At 67.7% G+C, this 20,241-nt stretch carries 22 protein-coding genes; 13 read left to right on the plus strand and 9 right to left on the minus strand.

All coding sequences use genetic code 11. From position 1 onward, the window contains the following. Positions 1-177 precede the first annotated feature (177 nt). The 4 genes from F3087_RS03515 (at position 178) to F3087_RS03530 (ending at position 5,555) form a co-directional block, all read left to right on the plus strand. Positions 178-1,665: a serine/threonine-protein kinase gene (locus F3087_RS03515; RefSeq protein WP_150400289.1), complete on the plus strand. Its 1,488-nt coding sequence runs from the start codon at positions 178-180 to the stop codon at positions 1,663-1,665. After that, complete coding sequence (locus tag F3087_RS03520; protein ID WP_150400290.1) at positions 1,652-2,905, plus strand: DUF7373 family lipoprotein; 1,254 nt, start codon at positions 1,652-1,654, stop codon at positions 2,903-2,905. The genes F3087_RS03515 and F3087_RS03520 overlap by 14 nt, the downstream gene beginning before the upstream one ends. Before the next feature lie 19 nt (positions 2,906-2,924). Beyond that, positions 2,925-4,361, plus strand: coding sequence for a serine/threonine-protein kinase (locus F3087_RS03525; RefSeq protein ID WP_223884792.1), 1,437 nt, complete (start codon positions 2,925-2,927; stop codon positions 4,359-4,361). Positions 4,362-4,481: 120 nt separating this feature from the next. Further along, positions 4,482-5,555: an ABC transporter ATP-binding protein gene (locus tag F3087_RS03530; protein ID WP_150400291.1), complete on the plus strand. Its 1,074-nt coding sequence runs from the start codon at positions 4,482-4,484 to the stop codon at positions 5,553-5,555. 66 nt (positions 5,556-5,621) lie between these two features. Here F3087_RS03530 and F3087_RS03535 read toward each other — a convergent pair whose 3' ends face one another. Both F3087_RS03535 and F3087_RS03540 read right to left on the minus strand, forming a co-directional pair. Further along, positions 5,622-5,906, minus strand: coding sequence for a hypothetical protein (locus tag F3087_RS03535; RefSeq protein WP_150400292.1), 285 nt, complete (start codon positions 5,904-5,906; stop codon positions 5,622-5,624). A 107-nt stretch (positions 5,907-6,013) separates the two neighbouring features. Then, positions 6,014-6,616, minus strand: coding sequence for a hypothetical protein (locus F3087_RS03540; protein WP_150400293.1), 603 nt, complete (start codon positions 6,614-6,616; stop codon positions 6,014-6,016). A 118-nt stretch (positions 6,617-6,734) separates the two neighbouring features. On the opposite strand from F3087_RS03540, the gene F3087_RS03545 reads away from it, so the two are divergent. Further along, positions 6,735-7,082 (plus strand): winged helix-turn-helix transcriptional regulator, encoded by a 348-nt coding sequence (locus tag F3087_RS03545; protein ID WP_150400294.1) that lies wholly within the window; start codon positions 6,735-6,737, stop codon positions 7,080-7,082. A gap of 92 nt (positions 7,083-7,174) precedes the next feature. Here F3087_RS03545 and F3087_RS03550 read toward each other — a convergent pair whose 3' ends face one another. The 3 genes from F3087_RS03550 to F3087_RS03560 form a co-directional block, all read right to left on the minus strand. After that, positions 7,175-7,540, minus strand: a complete 366-nt coding sequence (locus F3087_RS03550; protein ID WP_150400295.1) for a hypothetical protein — start codon at positions 7,538-7,540, stop codon at positions 7,175-7,177. Positions 7,541-7,559: 19 nt separating this feature from the next. Further along, positions 7,560-7,904, minus strand: a complete 345-nt coding sequence (locus tag F3087_RS03555; protein ID WP_150400296.1) for a hypothetical protein — start codon at positions 7,902-7,904, stop codon at positions 7,560-7,562. A gap of 231 nt (positions 7,905-8,135) precedes the next feature. Further along, complete coding sequence (locus tag F3087_RS03560) at positions 8,136-8,663, minus strand: winged helix-turn-helix transcriptional regulator (protein ID WP_191093749.1); 528 nt, start codon at positions 8,661-8,663, stop codon at positions 8,136-8,138. A gap of 99 nt (positions 8,664-8,762) precedes the next feature. Between F3087_RS03560 and F3087_RS03565 the strand changes: the two genes are divergently transcribed. Beyond that, a complete protein-coding gene (locus F3087_RS03565) occupies positions 8,763-9,932 on the plus strand; it encodes a thiolase family protein (protein WP_150400298.1) in 1,170 nt (389 codons plus the stop codon). Between the two features lie 39 nt (positions 9,933-9,971). Here F3087_RS03565 and F3087_RS03570 read toward each other — a convergent pair whose 3' ends face one another. Beyond that, positions 9,972-10,310, minus strand: a complete 339-nt coding sequence (locus tag F3087_RS03570; protein WP_150400299.1) for a hypothetical protein — start codon at positions 10,308-10,310, stop codon at positions 9,972-9,974. 66 nt (positions 10,311-10,376) lie between these two features. After that, complete coding sequence (locus F3087_RS03575) at positions 10,377-10,775, minus strand: hypothetical protein (RefSeq protein ID WP_150400300.1); 399 nt, start codon at positions 10,773-10,775, stop codon at positions 10,377-10,379. Positions 10,776-10,896: 121 nt separating this feature from the next. On the opposite strand from F3087_RS03575, the gene F3087_RS03580 reads away from it, so the two are divergent. Beyond that, positions 10,897-11,880: an o-succinylbenzoate synthase gene (locus tag F3087_RS03580; protein ID WP_150400301.1), complete on the plus strand. Its 984-nt coding sequence runs from the start codon at positions 10,897-10,899 to the stop codon at positions 11,878-11,880. Positions 11,881-11,952: 72 nt separating this feature from the next. On the opposite strand, the gene F3087_RS03585 is transcribed toward F3087_RS03580, so the two are convergent. Together F3087_RS03585 and F3087_RS03590 are read right to left on the minus strand one after the other, a co-directional pair. Continuing rightward, on the minus strand, positions 11,953-12,465 hold the full coding sequence (locus F3087_RS03585; RefSeq protein ID WP_396897525.1) for a TIGR04338 family metallohydrolase: 513 nt from the start codon (positions 12,463-12,465) through the stop codon (positions 11,953-11,955). Beyond that, the gene (locus F3087_RS03590; protein WP_150400303.1) at positions 12,462-13,328 is read right to left on the minus strand and encodes a DUF2786 domain-containing protein; all 867 of its coding nucleotides are present in this window, start codon (positions 13,326-13,328) and stop codon (positions 12,462-12,464) included. Before F3087_RS03590 ends, F3087_RS03585 begins: the two co-directional genes overlap by 4 nt. Positions 13,329-13,449: 121 nt before the next feature. On the opposite strand from F3087_RS03590, the gene F3087_RS03595 reads away from it, so the two are divergent. The 6 genes from F3087_RS03595 (at position 13,450) to F3087_RS03620 (ending at position 20,225) form a co-directional block, all read left to right on the plus strand. Continuing rightward, the gene (locus tag F3087_RS03595) at positions 13,450-14,751 is read left to right on the plus strand and encodes an ABC transporter substrate-binding protein (RefSeq protein WP_150400304.1); all 1,302 of its coding nucleotides are present in this window, start codon (positions 13,450-13,452) and stop codon (positions 14,749-14,751) included. Positions 14,752-14,797: 46 nt separating this feature from the next. Beyond that, positions 14,798-15,820 carry a carbohydrate ABC transporter permease gene (locus F3087_RS03600; RefSeq protein WP_191093750.1) on the plus strand — a complete coding sequence of 341 codons (1,023 nt, stop codon included), beginning with the start codon at positions 14,798-14,800 and terminating at the stop codon, positions 15,818-15,820. After that, the gene (locus F3087_RS03605; RefSeq protein ID WP_150400305.1) at positions 15,820-16,698 is read left to right on the plus strand and encodes a carbohydrate ABC transporter permease; all 879 of its coding nucleotides are present in this window, start codon (positions 15,820-15,822) and stop codon (positions 16,696-16,698) included. The genes F3087_RS03600 and F3087_RS03605 overlap by 1 nt, the downstream gene beginning before the upstream one ends. A 188-nt stretch (positions 16,699-16,886) precedes the next feature. Further along, positions 16,887-19,142 (plus strand): transglycosylase domain-containing protein, encoded by a 2,256-nt coding sequence (locus F3087_RS03610; protein ID WP_223884793.1) that lies wholly within the window; start codon positions 16,887-16,889, stop codon positions 19,140-19,142. A gap of 188 nt (positions 19,143-19,330) precedes the next feature. After that, positions 19,331-19,789 carry a GyrI-like domain-containing protein gene (locus tag F3087_RS03615; RefSeq protein ID WP_150400306.1) on the plus strand — a complete coding sequence of 153 codons (459 nt, stop codon included), beginning with the start codon at positions 19,331-19,333 and terminating at the stop codon, positions 19,787-19,789. 10 nt (positions 19,790-19,799) lie between these two features. Continuing rightward, positions 19,800-20,225, plus strand: a complete 426-nt coding sequence (locus tag F3087_RS03620; protein WP_150400307.1) for a GyrI-like domain-containing protein — start codon at positions 19,800-19,802, stop codon at positions 20,223-20,225. The last annotated feature ends 16 nt before the right edge of the window (positions 20,226-20,241 follow it).

The raw sequence follows: 20,241 nt of genomic DNA on the forward strand, positions 1-20,241 counted from the left end.
GCCCAGCGATCAAGCATCGACACGATGGCGGCACCGCCTCGCTGGGACACATCCCAAAGCCACGCTCCGGCGCCCCAGGGCATGAATTGGGGTATTGGCAATCCCGGGCCCAGCTCGCATACTGACCCGCGTGCGCGGCCTCGGGCCACCATCGGCAGGGGCGCGGGGAGGTTCGGCATGGCGTTACGGGTGGGCGAAGTGTTCGCGGGTTACCGCTTGCTTCGCAAGCTCGGCGCGGGCGGCATGGGCGCGGTGTACCTGGCTCAGCATCCGCGACTGCCCCGCCGGGACGCGTTGAAGGTGCTCGCCGAAGGACCGAGTGCCGACGGTGAATTCCGGGCGCGGTTCCTGCGCGAGGCCGAATTGGCTTCCCGGCTGGCGCATCCCAACGTGGTCGCGATCTACGACCGGGGCATGTTCGAGGACAGTCTCTGGATCGCGATGCAGTACGTGGAGGGTTGCGACGCTGCGGAATTGGCCCAGCAGGGCCCGCAAGCGCTGCCGGTCGAGCGGGCACTGCACATCGTCGGCGCGGCCGCGAGCGGGCTGGACGCCGCACACGCCGCCGGCCTGCTGCACCGGGACGTGAAGCCCGCGAACATCCTCGTCTCGCCGAAACCCGGTGCGCCCGACCGGGTGCTGGTGACCGACTTCGGCATCGCCCGCGCGGCAGGCGAATCGGCGACGATCACCGCCGCGGGCGAGGTGCTGGCCACGCTGGCCTACGCGCCGCCGGAGCAGCTCAACGGTGCCGCGCTGGATCACCGCTGCGACGTGTACGCGCTGGGCGGCACCCTGTATTTCCTGCTCACCGGTTCGGTGCCGTTTCCACGGGCCACCCAGGCCGCGGTGATGTACGCGCACCTCGCCGAGCCGCCGCCGCGGCCGAGCGCCGCCAATCCCGCACTGCCGCCGCAACTCGACACGGTGATCGCCCGGGCCATGGCGAAGGATCCGGATGACCGATACCCGAGCTGTGGTGCGCTCGCCGCGGACGCGTTCGCCGCGCTGCGCGGTGAAACGATCACCGACGCGGTGCCGCGGCGCGGCAACCGGCGCTTGATCGCCATCGCCGCAATGGGTTTCGTGCTCGCGCTCGCCGTCGGAGCCGCGACGTGGACGGCGTATTCGAAGAGCACCAAGCCGATTGCTACCACCGTCGCGCCGACCACATCGGCGACCCGCACCCCCGTCGCGGACAACTCGGGACCGTGGGGCGAATTCGGCTACATCATCGCGGCCTTTCCGGACCTGCTGCCGAATGCCCCGTTCAGCAGCGGATATCGGGGCCTTCGATGCATCAAGAGCCAGGTGAACGCGACGAACCTGCCGGCGACGGTGGCGCCGGACTTCGACGCGCTGAGCTGCAACGGTGACGGCAACCCGCTCTCCGCGCTGACCCTCACCTGCAATGCCAGCCACCTGCCGTTCCCGGTTGTATCGCTCACCGGCGTCACGAAAGCCGGTGAGCAGCAGTGGAATCGGAACTCCGGTACCGGTCGCGCGAGCTGGGGCGACGGCCGCGACGCGGACGGCCGGACCCAAGGCGTGCTCCAACTCGTCTTCGACAGCCCGGCCCGGACCTTCTGCAACCTGGTGGCCTACAGCTACACCGGGTCGGGACAGACGCTCTACGAGAGGTGGTGGCCGGATGCGCCGGTCTAAGCGAACAACGGTCGGCGCGGCGGTATTCGCCAGTGCCGCACTACTTGTCGGCGTGCTGTCCGGCTGTGATTCGGTGTCCGGGACCGCGGAATCGACGGCACCCGATCTGTCCGGGCTCGACGTCGGCGCGTTCGGCGGCGAACCGATCACCGAGCCGCACGACGGCACCGAATCCTACGGCCGGATCGTCGAATCGGTGCGGATGGCCGAGGGAGTGCTCAATCCGTACGACATCGATCCGGCGTTCGCGTTCGGGCATCCGTCGCTGCTGCCGACGCCCGGCGACACCACCGGCATCCTGGCCGAGGTCGCGCGTCCGGTATTGACCGCGCGCGGCATGATCAGCGGCTACACCGTGGGCGGCGCGGACCGCGTCGACGCGTCCTTTCAGCCGATCATCGGCCAGTCCAAGTCGCTGCGGATCACGGTGGTCCGCCTGCCCGACGAGACCGCGGCCCGCACCGCGGCGATGGAGATCGAGGCCGCCGACTTCGCCGTCAGTCTGGACAATATCGGCGTGCCGATCCCCAAATACGGGAAGGCGCTGAGTCATTGGCGGCCCCAGCTGCCCACGCTCGGGGTCACCGTCGCGCACGGGCCGTACGTGGTCACCCTCTTCGTCACGCATCCGACCACCGACCTGCCCGCGATGACGGCCATCGCCACCGCCACCCTCGACGCCGAGCTGCCGCGGCTGGACCGGTTCGTGCCCACGCCCGCGGACAAGCTGGCGGCGCTGCCGTTCGACACCGACGGCATGCTGCGGCGGGCACTGCCGAGCCAGCCCGGGCACTGGCCGTATCCGTCCATCACCGCGCTCGACCGGGGGACGATCGCGGGCTACGGCGGCGTGCATGGCGCCAGCGGAGTGGTGTACGGGGCCAGCGGGGCCGATCAGTGGACGCGGGAGGTCTCGGCTGAAGGGGCCAAGCCGGATCATCCGGTGGTCGACCGGATGGCCGTGGTCGACGACCGGTGGCTGCTGCGCCTGCAGGACCCGGTTCGAGCCCGGAAGTATTTCGATACTCGTGCAGCGGAATTCGCGCAGGCCGACGAGGCTTTGCCTGCGGTGCAGGCGGTTCCGGACGCTACCTGCTTTCGTAGCCGGGACAATCGGATGCAGTTCTTCTACTGCCAGGTGCTGGACGGCCGGTACCTGGCCAACGTCTATGCGCCCGACGAGAAGACCGTTCGGCAGATGGCCGCCGCACAGTACGCGCTGCTGGTGAAGACCCGATAAGAGCTGTTTAGTGCGGACTTTGGCGCCCGGAACCGTCGTCGCGGGCTATCGAATCGAGCGCAAGCTCGGCACCGGCGGGATGGGCAGCGTCTATCTGGCGCGGCATCCCCGGCTGCCCCGGCGGGACGCGTTGAAGATCCTGTCCGACACCCATGGCGCGAGCGAGGCGTTCCGGGCGCGGTTCCGGCGCGAGGCCGAGATCGCCGCGCGGCTCGATCATCCGAACATCGTCGCGGTCTACGACTGCGGCGCCGACGACGACCGGCTGTGGATCGCCATGCAGTTCGTCGCGGGCTACGACGCGGCGGAGCTGATCGCGCGCGGCCGGGAGGCGTTGTCGCCGCAACGCGCGGTCGACATCGTCAGCGGCGCGGCGAGCGGGCTGGACGAGGCGCATCGGGCCGGGCTGCTGCATCGAGATGTGAAGCCAGCCAACATCTTGATCGAGCCGGCCGCCGACGGCACGGACCGGATCCTGGTCACCGACTTCGGGATCGCCCGTGCGGCAGACGATTCCACGAGCCTGACCACGGCGGGTTCGGTGCTCGCCACGCTGGCCTACGCGGCGCCCGAGCAGATCCGCGGCGTCGCACTGGATCATCGCGTCGACGTCTACGCGCTGGGCTGCACGCTGTACCAATTGCTCACCGGCACCGTGCCGTTCCCGCGCGAGTCGCCTGCGGCGGTGATGCAGGCCCAGCTGACCGCGACGCCACCGCGCCCCAGCGCCGCCGAGCCCGCGGTGCCGCGCGCGCTGGATGCCGTTGTCGCGCGGGCGATGGCCAAGAATCCGGACGAGCGGTATCAGAGCTGTGGTGAGCTGGCGCAGGCCGCCGTAGCGGCCCTAACGGCGACGCCTCGGGGGCGTGGTCGTGCCAAGATCGCGATAGCCGCCGGGGCAACGGTTTTGGCGCTCGTGGCGTTTATCCTCACAAGGCTCGGTGGTGAATCCGGGACTTCGGTCACTCCGACCGCGCTGCCGCCGTCGAGCACTCCCGCGCCCGTTCCACCCTGGGGCACTTTCGGTTTCATCGTTGATGCGTTCCCCGGCTTGTTGCCCGCCACTCCTTCTACGAGTGGTGACCGAGGACTGCGCTGTAGTCCGACGGACAGCGGAAAAGCCGTCTCGACCGACACCGTGGCTCTGGTGCCCGAACTGCTGTGCATGGGCGACAACAACCCGGTAACCACGATGGTGGTGCACTGCAACGCCGACCGGTCGCCGTTCGCCCGCCTCGAACGCCGCAACGGCGACGACGGTGACGAGACCTGGACCCGGCCGTCCGGGACCGGGCGGACGACCTGGGGATCCACCACGAAGCAGAGCGGAACCACGGCCGGTCAGCTGGAGGTCCGGTTCGACAACCCCGCCAGAAGCTTCTGCACGCTGCGCCTGCTCGGCGCATCGACCGGCCAGGAGCTGCACGATCGATGGTGGCCGACCGCCCCGATCTAGCCGGTTTGCGCGCGAACTCGAGCATTTCGAGCGCGAATCGAGCAGACATAGTAATGTCGCCGGTCAACCCTTACTCGGATCGTCCGGCACGTTCCTGCCGGGATGGGATGTGATTTTGCCATGGCCACGGTGACCTTCGACCGCGCTACCCGGCTCTACCCGGGATCCACCAAACCTGCTGTCGACCAGTTGAATCTGGAGATCGAAGACGGCGAATTCCTCGTTCTCGTCGGCCCCTCGGGCTGCGGTAAATCGACCTCGCTGCGCATGCTGGCCGGCCTGGAAGACGTCAGCGACGGGCGCATCCTGATCGGCTCGAACGACGTGACGCATGCCGAGCCCAAAGAACGCGACATCGCGATGGTGTTCCAGAACTACGCGCTCTACCCGCACATGACCGTCGCCGAGAACATGGGCTTCGCGCTGAAGCTGGCCAAGGTGGCCAAGGCGGAGACGCAGAAGCGGGTGCTCGAGGCGGCGAAACTGCTCGACCTGGAGCCGTACCTGGATCGCAAGCCGAAGGCGCTGTCCGGCGGTCAGCGTCAGCGCGTCGCGATGGGCCGGGCGATCGTGCGCCAGCCGCAGGTGTTCCTCATGGACGAGCCGCTGTCCAACCTGGACGCCAAGCTGCGCGTGCAGACCCGCACCCAGATCGCGCAGTTGCAGCGCCGGCTCGGCACCACCACCGTGTACGTCACGCACGACCAGGTCGAGGCGATGACCATGGGCGATCGCGTCGCGGTGCTCAAAGACGGTCTGCTGCAACAGTGTGCGACCCCGCGCGACCTTTACCAGGATCCGGTCAACGTGTTCGTGGCCGGGTTCATGGGCTCGCCCGCGATGAACCTGTTCACCCTGCCGGTGGAGGACGGTTCGGTCTCGCTCGGCGGGCACGTGCTGCCGCTGCCGCGCTCGGTCATCGACTCGGCCGAGGGTTCGGTGTCGGTCGGCATCCGCCCCGAGCACTTCGAGCTCGGCAACGGTAACGGCGCGGGCATCGAGATGGAGGTGGACGTGGTCGAGGAGCTCGGCTCCGACGCCTACATCTACGGTCGCACCACCGCCGAGGGGCAAACCGTTGTGGCCCGGGCGGATTGGCGTAACCCGCCCGCCAAGGGCACCCGGGTCCGGCTGTCCACCGATCCGCAGCACACCTACTTCTTCTCCGCCGAGGATGGGCGTCGGCTGCACTGAGTCCGATATCGACGAGCCCGGTCCGCTATGGACCGGGCTCGTTCTTTTTCAGGCCGCCATTCCGTTTCAGCGGGCAAGCCATCCGGCGAAGCGGCGGGTGAGGAACGGCATGATCACCCACACCATGGCGGCTACCGCCACGGGCAGGATGCAGGCCAGGCGCAACGGGGCCGGGAGGGATTCCAGCAGTGGGCCGGTCACCGTCACCAGCGCGGTCAGCAGCGGGTAGAGGCCGGCCATGGTCAGCAGCCAGAACTTCCACTTCGCCGGATGCGCGGCGGCCGTTGTCGCTGCGGCGTGATCCGTCGGCCCACTCAGCGCGGTTGCCGCATCATCGACTGCAATTTCCATGGTAATAGTCACTTTCCGCTCCCAACTTCTGCGCCGCGGTGATCCGCCGTCACAGAGAAGACGATGCAGCCGCCGTGGCTGTGACATCGGTGGTGATCCGGCCGTGGTCAGCGGCGGGTGAGTTCGATGCCGAGCACGTCGCGGATGTAGATCTCCAAGAAGGCCGGCAGGTGCGGGTCCGCGGCGATCCGGTCGAAGACCGCCGCGAAGCGCGAGTCGGGGGTTTCGGTGAGGTGCACGATCCGCCAGGTGTTCAGGGGTCGTTCCTCGGTGCCCGCGGCTCCGTGCTCGACGTGGAAGATCGGTTGTCCGGTGCCCGCGTGCAGGAGTTCGCCGGTGGGGCCGGGCAATTCGGCGGCGCCGATGAACGTGACGAGCTGGTTCGCGTGGTCGAGGTGGGTCTGTTCGAGGACCAGGCCGTCCGTTTCCGGTCGCAGCCACAGTCGCTGGCGGGATTTCCGCACGAAGACATCTCCCTCGCCCCAGGACTCCGCGCCGCCCGTGACGACGTACGGGATGTAGATGTCCGGACGGCGGGCCTTGCGAGTCTCCATGTCCCACAGCATGGTTCGGGTGAAGACCAGCGGGCTCGCCAGTTCGTACCGATCGACGAGCACCTGGTTGACATCGAGCGGCGGCAGCTCGTAGGTCGTGTTCGCCGGGTCCTCCCACGCCGCGCGAAAGCTCTTCTTGTGGTCGACGGTATCCATGTCCATCTCCGACTTCTGTTGTGCCGGCTCCGATCCATCCCGACCCGAGGAGACACTATGAAATTTATAGTGACTACCAACTCATGAGTCAATACCCGATCCGTGTTACCGTCGAAAAATGGACGAAGCGACGGTGACGCACCCCGACCTGCGACCGGGCTTCTGCACGAGCTACCACCGCGGCGTAGAGCTGATCGGCAAACGCTGGAACGGCGTCATCCTGCGCGAATTACTGCTCGGCGCAAAGCATTTCGTCCAAATCCGCCGAGCCATCCCCGACCTCACCGACAGCATGCTCTCGGCGCGCCTGCGCGAACTCGAGGCCGCCGGCATCATCTCCCGAACCGTCTACGACCAAACCCCCGTCTGCGTCGAATACCAGCTCACCGAAATGGGCCGCGACCTCCAAGAAGCCGTCGCCGCCCTGAGCCGCTGGGCAAACCGCTGGTTCCCCGAAGACGACTGAAACCCCCGCCGCACGGCGCATACCGCGCCTCGGCAGAGCGCCCTACCCGAGTGAGGCCGCACAGTCACCTGTGCGGCCTCCGGACAACTCACTCAGTCGGCGAGCTTCGTACCGGCATGACTAGCCGCATGCACCTCGACGATCTCATCCGAATCGCCGTGATAGGTCGAATCAATCCACTCCCACAGAGCCGACTCCGCCTCCCGCAGCACCGATTCCGGAATATCGGTCGCAGATTGCGCCTGCAACAGGAAGTACGCCCGATCACCAGGATCCTGCCCCGGATGCTGCGCAGCCCAATTCAGGTGCATCTCATAGTCGGTCTCGGCCTGCCGCTCGATCTCGATCCGAGCATCCCCGAACTCCGCAAACCTGGCAATCCCCCGCGTCAACGCCGAGCACACCGCCTCCGCCTCCACCGGCGTGCAGTACAACTGAAAAACCAGATGGCTACTCATCGTTCGCAACATCCTCTCGCTACAGGGTGCGGCAGTGCCGCTTGTGGTAACCGTCCGGCATGATTCGGTCCACTTCCTGGTCGGCCGCCTTCTCGGCGTCCTTCCGGTTGTAGGCCGAGCCCGACGCCCGGATCTTCTCTTCCGAGTGCCCATTGGCAGGCGTCCCGTTCTTGACCTTGTCGCACTGCCGGGTAACCGTGATCTTCTTCGGCGCCGCCTGTGCCGGCGAAACCCCCAACAGCACAGGCTGACTCAGCGCAGTGGCCCCTGTCTGCATCGAATGTGCCGGTGCGGCAGTTGCCACAGACCCGCCTGCGATACCTGCGATAATCGGCGCAGCAAGCAAGCCAGCAATCATCGACACACGTCGAGTGTTCGTCATTGTCATCCCCCTATTTCGGCCTCCGGCGAGGCTTTCCCCTTGCCGGCGACAAGTCCTCCCACTGTCTCGACGGCCTTCGAATGCGACCACCTCCGCGAGGATGATCCGAAGCTGTTGTCCGTCAATAGTGTTGGACGGCGCGTCAGCGGATACGGTTCCATCGAACGACAGACTCGCGGCGCGATCTAGATCACAGACGCCGCCCAGCGCTGGTCAGCGTTCGGTGCTGCGCTCGCGGGTGCGGCGGGTGGCCAGGTAGTCGTTATTGACGCGGATGGATAGTTGGTCGAGGGGGACTTCGTGGCCGGCTTCGCTGCGGACTTGGACTCGGACGGGGGAGCCGGTGGTGTGGTCGGTCAGGAGGAGGGGGGGTGGGCCGGGTTGGAGGTAGGTGTCGCCCCATTGCATGAGGGCCAGGATTACGGGGAGTAGGTCGCGGCCCATGGGGGTGAGGATGTATTCGTTGCGGGTGCGTTTGCCCTGCTCCTGGTAGGGCTGCTTGGTGAGCAGGCCGGCTTCGGTGAGTTTGCGGAGCTGGGTGGCGGCCGCGGCGTCGGTGATGCCGACGCGCTGGGCGAAGCCGTCGAAGCGGGTGGTGCCGTAGTAGGCCTCGCGCAGGATGAGCACGGCGGAGCGGGTGCCGACGAGTTCGATCGCCTTGGCGATCGAGCAATCCGTGGGCTGCCACGAGCTCAGATCGGCCAACGGTCCTTCCATCACTGCTGCCATGACCAACATCATAGCCTTGCTGACTTGTCTCGACTATTGCCAGGTGTAACCTGACTATGTGTTGATAGAGCCAGGCAAGGCCGCCCGGTTCTCGGTCCGAGAGGAAGCACGATGAGAGACGCGGTAATTGTCGAAGCGGTACGCACCCCGATCGGCAAGGGCAAGCCGAACGGCGCATTGCACGACGTGAACGCGGTGGATCTGCTCGCGCACAGCCTGCGCGAGGTAGTCGATCGCAGCGGCATCGATCCGGTGCTCATCGACGATGTGATCGCGGGCATCGTCACCCAGGTGGGCGAGCAGGGCGCGAACATGACCCGGCGCGCAGCCCTGGCCGCCGGGTATCCCGAATCCGTCCCCGCGACCACGGTGGACCGGCAGTGCGGCAGCAGCCAGCAGGCCATCCATTTCGCCGCCCAGGGCGTGATCTCCGGGGCCTACGACATCGTCGTGGCTGCCGGTGTCGAATCGATGGGGCGGATCCCCATGGGCGCCAACCTGATCGGCTCCGAGGATGTCTCCGGCGTCGGTTTCGCCGCACGCTATCCGGAAGGCCTGGTGCCGCAAGGGATCAGCGCCGAACTGATCGCCGCCAAGTGGGGGCTGACCCGCACGCAACTCGACGAGTTCGCGCTCGGCAGCCACGAAAAGGCCGCGCTGGCAACGAAGAACGGCCTGTTCGCCGGCGAACTCGCGCCGATCAACGGGCTGAGCACCGACGAGGGCATCCGCGTCGGCAGCACCCTCGACACCCTGGCCAAGCTGCGCCCCGCCTACTACGACGAGGCGATGGCCGCCCGCTTCCCGCAGATCGGCTGGGAGATCACCGCGGCCAGCGCGAGCCAGGTCAGCGATGGCAGCGCCGCGGTGCTGATCATGACCGGCGAGCGCGCGAAGGAACTCGGGCTGAAGCCGCTGGCCCGGCTGCACAGCTTCGCGGTGGTCGGCGACGACCCGCTGCTGATGCTCACCGCCGTGATTCCGGCGACCCGAAAGGTGTTGCAGCGCGCGGGACTCCAAATCTCCGACATCGATCTGTTCGAGGTGAACGAGGCGTTCTCGCCGGTCGTGCTCGCCTGGGCCCAGGAGACCGGGGCCGACCTCGGCAAGGTGAACGTCAACGGCGGCGCGATCGCCATCGGTCACCCGCTCGGCGCCTCCGGCTCCCGCCTGGCCACCACGCTGGTGCACGCGATGCAGGACCGCGGCGCCCGCTACGGACTGCAAACCATGTGTGAGGCAGGCGGTCTGTCGAACGCGATGATCCTCGAACGCCTCTGATCCGCGCCGACGCGGTGCCCGGCTCCGGCGGGCACCGCGTCAGATCGCGGCCAGCACCAGCGCGATCAGGAATCCGACCACCCACGATTCGATGATCAACGGCACCGCGATCAGCGGCGTCCAGGCGATCGGCCGGCGCGCCCGCGCCTTGCGCACCATCACCGTGACCGCCCAGATCACCGACCCCGCAATCCCGCCCCAGCCGGCCACCTGCGCGATCGACAGGTAGCGCCACGCCCCACCATCCACGTCCGCGCGCGCGACCACCTCGTACAGCGGCACGAAAGACGCGATGAACCAGGCGAACGCGACCGTGATCAGCGAACCGATCACCGCGCGAACGAGGTTCGGGAACCGATCTGGTTGCTCCCACGCCATACCTCAGGATTACCCGCCAGGAAACGCGGCGCATCCCGACGCGCGCACTATCTTTCGCCGCAGGCTTCAGGGGGTGGCGTAGACCTGGGAGGCGAGCGCCACGCCGCCGGCGAACGAGGCGACGATGAGGAGTGCGGCCAGGACGGGCCAGTACCACATGTACCAGCGCTTCAAGCCGGCGATGACGATCATCACGAGCGAGCCGACCAACGCCACGGCGGTGCCGCCCCAGGAGACGATGAAGGCGGCGCCGAGGTAGCTGTCGTTGCAGTTCTTCGGACCGCAGGCGTCGGCGGCGAAGGCGAAGAAGATCGTGGCGTAGGCGGCGAGCATGCCGAGCAGCGCCGCGCAGGAGTACAGCACGATGGTGAGGACCAGGTCCCAGGTCCGCTGCGGTGGCTGCGGCGTCGGCCGCGGCCATTGCGGCTGCTGCCACTGCTGCTGCGCTGTCGGGTAGTAGGTCATGCACTCAGCATCGCGGCCGAGCGGCGGGCGCAGGACCGCAAAACTACTCAGCCGGTATGGGGAGAATTCGGCAAACGCCTGGTCAGGCGGTACCGGGTAGCGCCGGTTAAGCTGGGCGGCGATGACCGATCACGTTGTTGAGAGCATCGTCTACGCGATCCCGATGCGCACCCGATTCCGTGGCATCACCGTGCGCGAGGGGATGCTGATCCGGGGTCCGCTGGGGTGGGGGGACTTCTGCCCGTTCACCGAGTACGACGACCGGGAGGCGGCCGGCTGGCTGGCCACCGCGCTGGAGCAGGTGACGGTGGGCTGGCCGGAGCCGGTGCGGGAGCGGATTCCGATCAACTGCACGGTGCCCGCGGTCGATCCGGAGCGCGCGCACGCGATTGTCGCGGGGTCGGGGTGCGGGACCGCGAAGGTGAAGATCGCCGATCATCCCGATTCGCTCGCCGAAGATCTCGCCAGGGTGGCGGCGGTGCGCGACGCGCTCGGACCGAGCGGGGCCGTTCGGGTGGACGCCAACGCGGTCTGGGATGTGGAGACCGCCGTCGCGCACATCAACCGAATCGATGAGGCCGCAGGCGGTTTGGAGTACGTCGAGCAGCCGTGCCGGACGATCGAGGAATTGGCCGCGGTGCGCCGGCGCGTCGATGTGCGCATCGCCGCCGACGAATCCATCCGGCGTGCCGAGGACCCGATGCGGGTCGCGGTCGCCGGGGCCGCCGACATCGCGGTGCTGAAATGTACTCCGCTGGGCGGAGTTCGGCGCGCATTGCAGGTGGCCGAGGCCGCCGGTCTCCCCTGCGTGGTCTCCTCGGCCTTGGAAACCAGCGTCGGCCTGGCCGCGCAACTCGCGCTCGCCGGCGCGCTTCCCGAACTCGACTTCGCCTGCGGGCTGGGCACATTGTCGCTGCTCACCGGCGATGTTGTGGTCGATTCCCTGCGTCCTGTCGACGGATACCTTCCGGTGCCCCGAACTCCACCTCAGCCTGATCCGGCCCTCGCCGAGCAGTACCGGCAGCGTGATCCCGATCGGACCGCGTGGTGGGAAGAACGATTGGCGCGCGTGCTGCAACTGGTCGAGTCACAGAAGCCGGTCTGAGCGGACAAATTCCACAGCAATCACGCGAAATAGCCGCTACGGCTTCGATTTTGTCCGCGTAGAACCGGGGCGTCACCCCAGCCGCACACCGCAACCCAGCATCGTCGCCCGCAACACCAACGCCGCCTCCGGCCCGATGATCCCGTCGACCAATTCCAGGTAGCGCGTACAGAATTCGGGCCCGTGCGGCGCGACCGAGCCGACGTTCGACTCCAGATGATGCGCCAATTCGTGCAGGATCACGAGCTCACGCAACGCCCATGCCCGGCTGCCGGTATGCAACGGTACGGCGAGGACCGCGTCCTCGGCCTCATAGTGCGCGGCCGCCGTCCCCGCGCGCGAACGCACCCGGACCGCGGTTCCGGCGCGATCCCATTGTCCCCGAACCCAATTGAGCGCGAGCACCTTGTTCGCATAGTTCTGCACCGACTCGACCGAGGCGAACCGCCGCTCGATCGGCAACGTGAGGTGCGAACCGTACAGCTCGACCGTCCGGCTCCCGTGCTCATCGGCCCGGTCGAACATCCCGCGCACCAACTGCTCGGCGTCATACACCCTGGCGCGCTGGGTATCCCGAACGCTCACGATGAACCGTTGCCCGAACCGCGCGACTTCCGCGTGGTCAATTGCCCACGGGGCGCACCGAGTTCGGGCGAGTTACCCAGCCGGGCCGCCTTGCCCGCGCGATCCCCCGCCCGCCGCGCCGCCGCCGAATGCCCGGCCGAGGCCTGCGGCCCGCGCCAGGTCCCGCGCGCCTCGGAGGTGCTGGCGTAGAAGTCGGTGAGTTCGATCTCCTTGTTGCGCAACGCGAGCGCGGTGCCGGCCGCCGAGCTGTCACCGGGCACCACCTCGGCCTCGACCTCCGCCTTCACCGCGGCCAGCCGCTGCCCGATCCGCGCCGCGAACGCCATCTGGAAGTTCAACCGCGCCGTCACCCCGGCGACCGGCGCCTGCACCTTGCGTTGCACCTTGCGCCCCCAGCGCTTTTCGGTGACCAGCTTCTCCACCGTCGCGGTGCGGTACTGCCCGGACTTGATGTATTGATCCGACGCCCGCACCATCTGCACGAGCAGGCTCGCGTACAACGCCTCGCACGTGTCGATATCGGAATCGAAACCGTAGGCGTACACCTGGGTGGAGGTGCGAGCGACATCGCAGCGCACATCGTTGGCGTGCGCGATCGCGACGAACAGCTGGACGTAGGTGCGCAGTCCGCGCTTGCCCGGTTCGCCGATCGGGATGATCCGCTGGATCGGCGTCGGCCTGCGTTCACGGCCCGCGACGTGCGCACGGGCCACCGTCAGGTCGATGGACGAGCGGGTCGCCAGCCGCTGGGCGGCGGCGAGGAACGCCTCGGCCTCGTGCTCGTTGTCGGTGGATTCGGCCTGGCGCAGCAGCCCGCCGATGCGGGTCAGCATCCGCTCGGGAACCGGGTTCGGCGATGTCATCACACGCCAGAGTAGCGAGGACTTCCCGCCACAATCCCCCGAGTCACTCCCCCACCATGTATCTTGCGTTGTGCAACCGGCAGGGTGTGCTAATGCTCACGATCGACTTGGAGTGTCCGCGATGGCTGTGAAAAAGGTGTCGTCCCTACGTACGTCGCTCGTACCGAAGGCTGTGTTCGCGGCCGTCTCGGTCGCGCTGCTGACGGCGACGTTCACCAGCTCCTGCTCCAGCGACAGCGGCGGGAGTCCGACGAGCCAGAACCTCAGCGGGCGCGGGCCGATCACCTACGTCGAGGGCAAGGACACCACCGAGACCGGTGCGGTCAAGCAGCTCATCGAGCGCTGGAACGCGTCGCACCCGGACGAGCAGGTGACGTTCAAGGAACAGTCGAACGACGCCTCGCAGCAGTACGACGACCTGGTCGAGCACATGCGCTCCAAGCAGTCCAACTACGACGTGATCGCCATGGACGTGCCGTGGACCGCCGAGTTCGCCGCGAAGGGCTGGATCCAGCCGCTCAAGGATTCCTTCGCCATCGACACCTCCGCGCTGCTCTCCCCGCCGGTCGCCAGCGCCACCTACAACAACACGCTCTACGCGGCGCCGCGCAACACCAACGGCGGCTTGCTGTTCTACCGCAAGGACCTGGTGCCCAACCCGCCCAAGACCTGGAGCGAACTGATCTCGCAGTGCCCGGTCGCCAAGGCGCAGAACATCGGCTGCTACGCCGGGCAGTTCGCGCCGTACGAGGGCCTGACGGTGAACGCGGCCGAGGTGATCAACGCCTACGGCGGCAGCTTCGTCGGCGCCGACGGCAAGACCCCGACGGTGAACAGCCCGCAGGCGCGCGCCGGACTCAAGGTCCTGGTCGACGCCTACAAGGACGGCAACATCCCGCAGGAAGCGATCACCTTCAAGGAGCCGGAGAGCAGCAACGCGTTCGCGCAGGGCAAGCTCATGTTCCTGCGGTCGTGGCCGTCCACCTACGGTGACGTCGGCGGCGACGCCTCCTCGGTGAAGGACAAGTTCGGCGTCGCGCCGCTGCCCGGCGAGAACGGCGTCGGCGCGTCCACGCTCGGCGGCTACAACGCGGCGATCAGCTCGTACTCCAAGAACAAGGCCACCGCGCTGGACTTCCTGCGGTTCCTGATCAGCGAGGACGCCCAGCACATCGTCGCCTCGGGCGCGCTGCCCTCGGTGCGCGCCTCGATGTACGACGACCCGGCGCTGATCGCGAAGATGCCGTACCTGCCCGCGCTCAAGGATTCCATCGCCAGCGCGGTGCCGCGTCCGGTCACGCCGTTCTACCCCGCGGTGTCGAAAGCCATCCAGGACAACGCTTATGCTGCGCTCAAGCAGAACAAGTCCGTCGACGACGCGATCATCGGGATGCAGAAGGGCATCGAGACCGCGGGATCGTAGGCGGATAGCGCAGCGGACCCGACGAGACCCGTAGGAGAGAGAAACGGTGTCGGATCCTTCGGGAGCGGCCAGCACTGTGCCGAGTGACGAGTTCCTGCCACGCAAGCGTGGCCTCGGCGAGACCCTGGCTTTGGAAATGCGGCGCTCCGGCAAGGCCTGGCTGTTCGTCACGCCAGTGCTGCTGGCGCTGGCGGTGGTCATCGGCTACCCGGTGATCCGGGCGCTGTGGATGTCGTTCCAGAAGGATTCGGGTCTGGACCCGGCGACGGGCATGTTCGTCGAGGGCGGCAGCGCGGGTATCTCCAACTACACGCACTGGCTGCTGCAGCAGTGCCAGGCGGGCGGCGAGACGGTCAGCTGCCCGACCGGCAACCTCGGTTCGCAGTTCTGGGTGGCGATCGGCGTCACGCTGTTCTTCACCGTGATCACGGTGACGCTGGAGGCCACGCTCGGCCTCGGCTTCGCCATGGTGATGGGCAAGACGTTCAAGGGCCGCGCGCTGCTGCGGGCCGCCGTGCTGATCCCGTGGGCGATCCCGACCGCGGTCACCGCGCGGTTGTGGGAGTTCATGTTCCAGTACGACGGGGTGGTGAACCGGGTTCTCGGCACGCACATCCTGTGGACGTCGGACGCGTGGCCCGCACGGTTCGCGGTGATCGCGGCCGACGTGTGGAAGACGACGCCGTTCATGGCGCTGCTGCTGCTGGCCGGTCTGCAGGTGATCCCGGCCGACGTGTACGAGGCGGCCCGGGTCGACGGCGCGTCGGCCTGGCAGCGGTTCACTCAGATCACGCTGCCGCTGCTGAAGCCCGCGCTGCTGGTCGCGGTGCTGTTCCGCACCATGGACGCGCTGCGCATGTACGACCTGCCCGCGATCATGACGCTGAGCAACCCGTCCACCCGGGTGGTGTCGATCCTGGTGGTCGATCAGGTCCGGCAGGGTCCGAACAGCGCCGCCGCACTGTCGACGATCACCTTCCTGATGATCTTCGCGGTGGCCTTCGTACTGGTGAAGGTGTTGGGCGCCAACGCAGTCCGCACTCAGGAAGAACAGCGGGAGGCGCACTGATGTCGGTTCGGACTGCGGAAAAGCCTGCCGCGCAGAAGGTCGCGTGGCTGCAACGATTCCGGTCGGTGCGGCTCTACGCCGGTGTGGCGATCGTGCTGGTCTGGGGCCTCGGGCCGTTCTACTGGATGACCGTGACCGCGTTCCGCGATCCGGACTACACCTTCGACAGCACGCCCTGGCCGACGCACCTCACCCTCGAGAACTTCCGCAACGCGTTCGACACCAGCCGCGGCAACAACTTCGGCAAGGCGCTGGCCAACAGCGTGATCATCGGGTCGGTGACCACGGTGATCGCGCTGGTGCTCGGCGTGCTCGCCGCGTACGCGCTGGCCCGGCTCACCTTCCGGGGCAAGTACATCGTGTCCGGGCTGATCCTGAGCGCGTCGATGTTCCCGGTGGTCGTGCTGGTCACCCCGCTGTTCCAGCTGTTCACCAATATCGGCTGGATCGGCAAGTACCAGGCGATGATCATTCCGAACATCTCGTTCGTGCTGCCGATGACCGTCTACATCCTCGCGTCGTTCTTCGCCGAACTCCCCTGGGAGCTCGAAGAAGCCGCGCGGATCGATGGCGCCACCAAGTTGCAGGCGTTCCGGCTGGTGATGCTGCCGCTGGCGGCGCCGGCGGTGTTCACCACGGCGATCCTCGCGTTCATCGCGGCGGTGAACGAATACCTGCTGGCCCGACTGCTTTCCAGCGGCGGCACTGAACCGGTGACCGTCGCGGTGGCCCGGTTCTCCGGCAACAATCCGCTGGTCGAGCCGTACGCCGCGATCATGGCCGCGGGTGTCATGGTGTCGATTCCGCTGGTCATCATGGTTCTGCTGTTCCAGCGCCGGATCATCTCCGGTCTCACCGCGGGTGGCGTCAAGAGCTAGAAACACCGCATCGCGGGTCACCCACGGCGCGAGTAAAGTCGGGCGCGCGGGGTAGGTCTTTTTCCGATCGTTGTTCGTGCAGGTGAGTTTCGGCCGACGCTCCGGGAGGAGATGATCGTGAACGAGCGCCACCAGGGACGCGATGCGCCTGGGCGCACGCGGGTGCCGAGCGTCAGGGAGGCGCGGTCGTGAGCTCGTCTCGGCGGCGGCGCGGCGGCTCGGGAGACAAACCGGAGACCGCGCCGTACGCCTCGATCGCCGGCTTCAACGAGTTGGAGACCGTCCCCGCCCGCAAGCGGCATGCGCGCGCGACACGGGAGCCGAAGACACCCCGGCAGGCACCCGATCCGAATCGTCCGCCGCGCACCCGCGGCGAACGCTTCCGGCGCTTGGTGCTGGCCCTGTTCATCATCTTCGGCGCGGTCCCCGCTCTGCTGTTCGTGCTCGTCTACTGGAGCGCGGAAATCCCCGGTCCGGATTCGGTGCAGACCAATCAGATCGCCACCGTGCTGGCCTCGGACGGCAGCACGGTGATCGCCAAAGTCGTACCACCCAACGGCAATCGGACGCCGATCTCGCTCGCCGAGGTGCCGCAGTCGACCCGCGACGCGATGCTCTCCGCCGAAGACCGCAATTTCTACACCAACCCCGGCTACTCGACCTCCGGCTTCCTGCGTGCCGCCCGGGACAACCTGCTCGGCCGGGACAACGCGGGCGGCGGCTCCACCATCACCCAGCAGTACGTGAAGAACGCCTTCCTCGGCTCCGAGCGCACGCTCACCCGGAAGATGCGCGAGCTGATCATCTCGGCCAAGATGGCCCGGCAGTGGAGCAAGGACGACATCCTCGCCGCGTACCTCAACACCATCTACTACGGGCGCGGCTCCTACGGCATCGCCGCGGCGGCCAAGGTCTACTTCAACAAGCCGGTGAACCAGCTGACGCTGGCCGAGGGCGCGGTGCTGGCCGCGCTGGTGCGCACGCCGTCGATCCTGGACCCGGAAACGCACCTGCCCGACCTGACCGCGCGCTGGAAGTACGTGCTCGACGGCATGGTCGAGATGGGCGTGCTCTCCCCGGGCAACCGCGACGCCACGGTCTTCCCGCCGATCATCCCGCTCAACGAGATCCCGGACGACAACGTGGCGCGCGGCCCGGAGGGCCTGATCCGCGCCCAGGTGGTCCGCGAACTGCGCTCCTCCGGCATCAGCGACCACGAACTCGACACCGGCGCCCTGCAGATCACCACCACGATCGACGCGAAGGCGCAGCAGTCGGTGCTGGACACCGTGCGCGACCGGCTCAGCGGGCAGCCGCCCGAGCTGCGCGCCGCGATCGTGTCGATCGACCCGCGCTCCGGCGCGGTGCGTGCCTACTTCGGCGGCACCGACGGCATCGGCTACGACTACGCGCAGGCGCCGCTGCAGACCGGGTCGGCGTTCAAGCCGTTCGCGGTGATCGCCGCGCAGCAGCAGAGCATTCCGTTGAATCGCATGCTGGACAGTTCCCCGGTCACCGACCGCGGCACCAAGATCACCAACGTGGACGGCGAGACGTGCGGCCGGTGCAGCATGGCCGAGGCGCTCAAGCGCTCGCTCAACACGAGCTTCTACCGGCTGACCATGTCCATGTTCGACGGGCCGAAGGCGATCGCCGACGCGGCGCACGCGGCGGGCATTCCGGACGAGATCCCCGGCGTCGCGGGCAAGACCCTGACCGAGGACGGCGGGCGGCCGCTGAACGGAATCGTGCTGGGGCAGTACCTCGTTCGCCCGATCGACATGGCCTCGGCGTACGGGACGATCGGCGCGTCCGGCGTCTATCACCAGCCGTATTTCGTGCAGCGCGTGGTGACCGGCGACGGACGCGTGCTGCTGGACCGCGGCGCGCCCGAGCAGCAGACCGGCAAGCAACTGCCGGAGGGACAGCAGCGCATCCCGCGCGCCATCGCCGACAACACCACCCAGGCGATGACCCCGATCGCCGCGTACTCCAACGGCCACGCCCTGGCCGGCGGCCGCCCGTCCGCGGCCAAGACCGGCACCACCCAGCTCGGCGAATCCAAGCTGAACAAGGACGCCTGGATGATCGGCTACACCCCGTCGCTGTCCACCGCGGTCTGGATCGGCACCGAACAGTCGCAGCCGATCCACACCGCCCGCGGCACCGACATCTACGGGTCCGGTCTGCCCGCCGACATCTGGAAGCAGGTGATGGACGGCGCGCTGGCCGGCACGCCGAACGAGCAGTTCCCGGCCGCGCCCGCGGCGGCGGATATCGCGGCCGCGCCGCCGGCGGCGAACAAGCCGTCCGGCGGTCCCTACGACATCTTGAATCCACCGCCGGGGCCGCCACGCGAACCGATCGTCATCATCCCGCCGGCGCCGCAAACACCTAAGGAAGTGGAAATTTTTCCCGGACTGACCATCCCGGTGCCTGGATAGCGATGATGCTGTGACCTTCCTGCACCCAGGGGAACGGATGACATGGCAGCATCGTTTGCCAGAGTGAGAGCGAACAGCGAGTGTGTCGGACAAGGCCGACGCCGATGCCGCGGGATCGATGCGGAAGGATATGCGCTCGAGCGACGACGCCGCCAATTGGAGACAGACGAGACATAGGGGCTACGCCGGTGGATTTCAATGTCGTTGACCAACCCGAGACGCTGGTGGCGGGAACAGTACTTCGCAGCCCGGCGCTCGCGGTCGAAGGACCGCGCCGCGCGAAAGTCGAAGAGGCGTGGAAGCGCAACCTGGCCCGCCAGCTGCCCGGGCCGCCGACGACCGCGTACGTCGACCACGCGCCGGAAATCAATTCGTATTTAACTCATATCGTCGGCTACCGCTGCCGCAGCGTGGACGACTTATTGCCCGGTGATGTGCTCGCCAGGGTGCCCGCGGGCAAGTTCGCCCGGTTCATCGCCAGCGGCGACAACCTGGGCGACACCATCGTGCACATCTGGCGCTCGGTGTGGGACGCCGAGGCCGCGGGCCGGTTCGTGCGCGCCTACACCGGCGATTGGGAGCACTATCCCGACGCGCGCACGGCCGAAGTCTTCGTAGCGCTGGCAGACGATCAAGTCGACGGGTAGGAACAACACTGTGGACTTCGAGATTGTCACGTTGGACGAAAGCCTGGTCGCCGGACTGACCGTCCCGCTCGCCGGACGCGAGGTGACCGCGCGCGACCTCGACCTGGTGAACTTCACCTGGGACCGCTACCTGGCGCGGGAGAAGAGCGTGCCCCGGGTGGCCGCCTACATCGGCCAGAACGACCACGCCGTCGCCGTGCTCGGCTACGAGGTGGCGTCGATGGACGACATGGACGCCGGCGACGTGCTCACCCGCGTCCCGCACGGCCGCTACGCCAAGTTCGTCGTCTCCGACAAGCCCTACGACCTGCTGCGCACCGCGTGGGCACAGGTGCGCAAGGCGGAGAGCGCCGGCACCATCACCCGCTCACACACCGCGGAGATCGAGCGCTACACGGGACCGACCTCGGTCGAGGTCTACGTCTCGCTGGACTGAACCGTGCCTCGGCGCA

Source organism: Nocardia colli (assembly GCF_008704205.1).
Lineage (GTDB): Bacteria > Actinomycetota > Actinomycetes > Mycobacteriales > Mycobacteriaceae > Nocardia > Nocardia colli.

Excerpts from the sequence above, each read along its gene's own strand:
- F3087_RS03560 (WP_191093749.1), bottom strand. The coding sequence starts at position 8,663 with ATGATGTTGGTCATGGCAGCAGTGATGGAAGGACCGTTGGCCGATCTG.
- F3087_RS03515 (WP_150400289.1), top strand. The coding sequence starts at position 178 with ATGGCGTTACGGGTGGGCGAAGTGTTCGCGGGTTACCGCTTGCTTCGC.
- F3087_RS03530 (WP_150400291.1), top strand. The coding sequence starts at position 4,482 with ATGGCCACGGTGACCTTCGACCGCGCTACCCGGCTCTACCCGGGATCC.
- F3087_RS03545 (WP_150400294.1), top strand. The coding sequence starts at position 6,735 with ATGGACGAAGCGACGGTGACGCACCCCGACCTGCGACCGGGCTTCTGC.
- F3087_RS03565 (WP_150400298.1), top strand. The coding sequence starts at position 8,763 with ATGAGAGACGCGGTAATTGTCGAAGCGGTACGCACCCCGATCGGCAAG.
- F3087_RS03595 (WP_150400304.1), top strand. The coding sequence starts at position 13,450 with ATGGCTGTGAAAAAGGTGTCGTCCCTACGTACGTCGCTCGTACCGAAG.
- F3087_RS03535 (WP_150400292.1), bottom strand. The coding sequence starts at position 5,906 with ATGGAAATTGCAGTCGATGATGCGGCAACCGCGCTGAGTGGGCCGACG.
- F3087_RS03520 (WP_150400290.1), top strand. The coding sequence starts at position 1,652 with ATGCGCCGGTCTAAGCGAACAACGGTCGGCGCGGCGGTATTCGCCAGT.
- F3087_RS03540 (WP_150400293.1), bottom strand. The coding sequence starts at position 6,616 with ATGGATACCGTCGACCACAAGAAGAGCTTTCGCGCGGCGTGGGAGGAC.
- F3087_RS03580 (WP_150400301.1), top strand. The coding sequence starts at position 10,897 with ATGACCGATCACGTTGTTGAGAGCATCGTCTACGCGATCCCGATGCGC.
- F3087_RS03590 (WP_150400303.1), bottom strand. The coding sequence starts at position 13,328 with ATGACATCGCCGAACCCGGTTCCCGAGCGGATGCTGACCCGCATCGGC.
- F3087_RS03575 (WP_150400300.1), bottom strand. The coding sequence starts at position 10,775 with ATGACCTACTACCCGACAGCGCAGCAGCAGTGGCAGCAGCCGCAATGG.
- F3087_RS03570 (WP_150400299.1), bottom strand. The coding sequence starts at position 10,310 with ATGGCGTGGGAGCAACCAGATCGGTTCCCGAACCTCGTTCGCGCGGTG.
- F3087_RS03550 (WP_150400295.1), bottom strand. The coding sequence starts at position 7,540 with ATGAGTAGCCATCTGGTTTTTCAGTTGTACTGCACGCCGGTGGAGGCG.
- F3087_RS03605 (WP_150400305.1), top strand. The coding sequence starts at position 15,820 with ATGTCGGTTCGGACTGCGGAAAAGCCTGCCGCGCAGAAGGTCGCGTGG.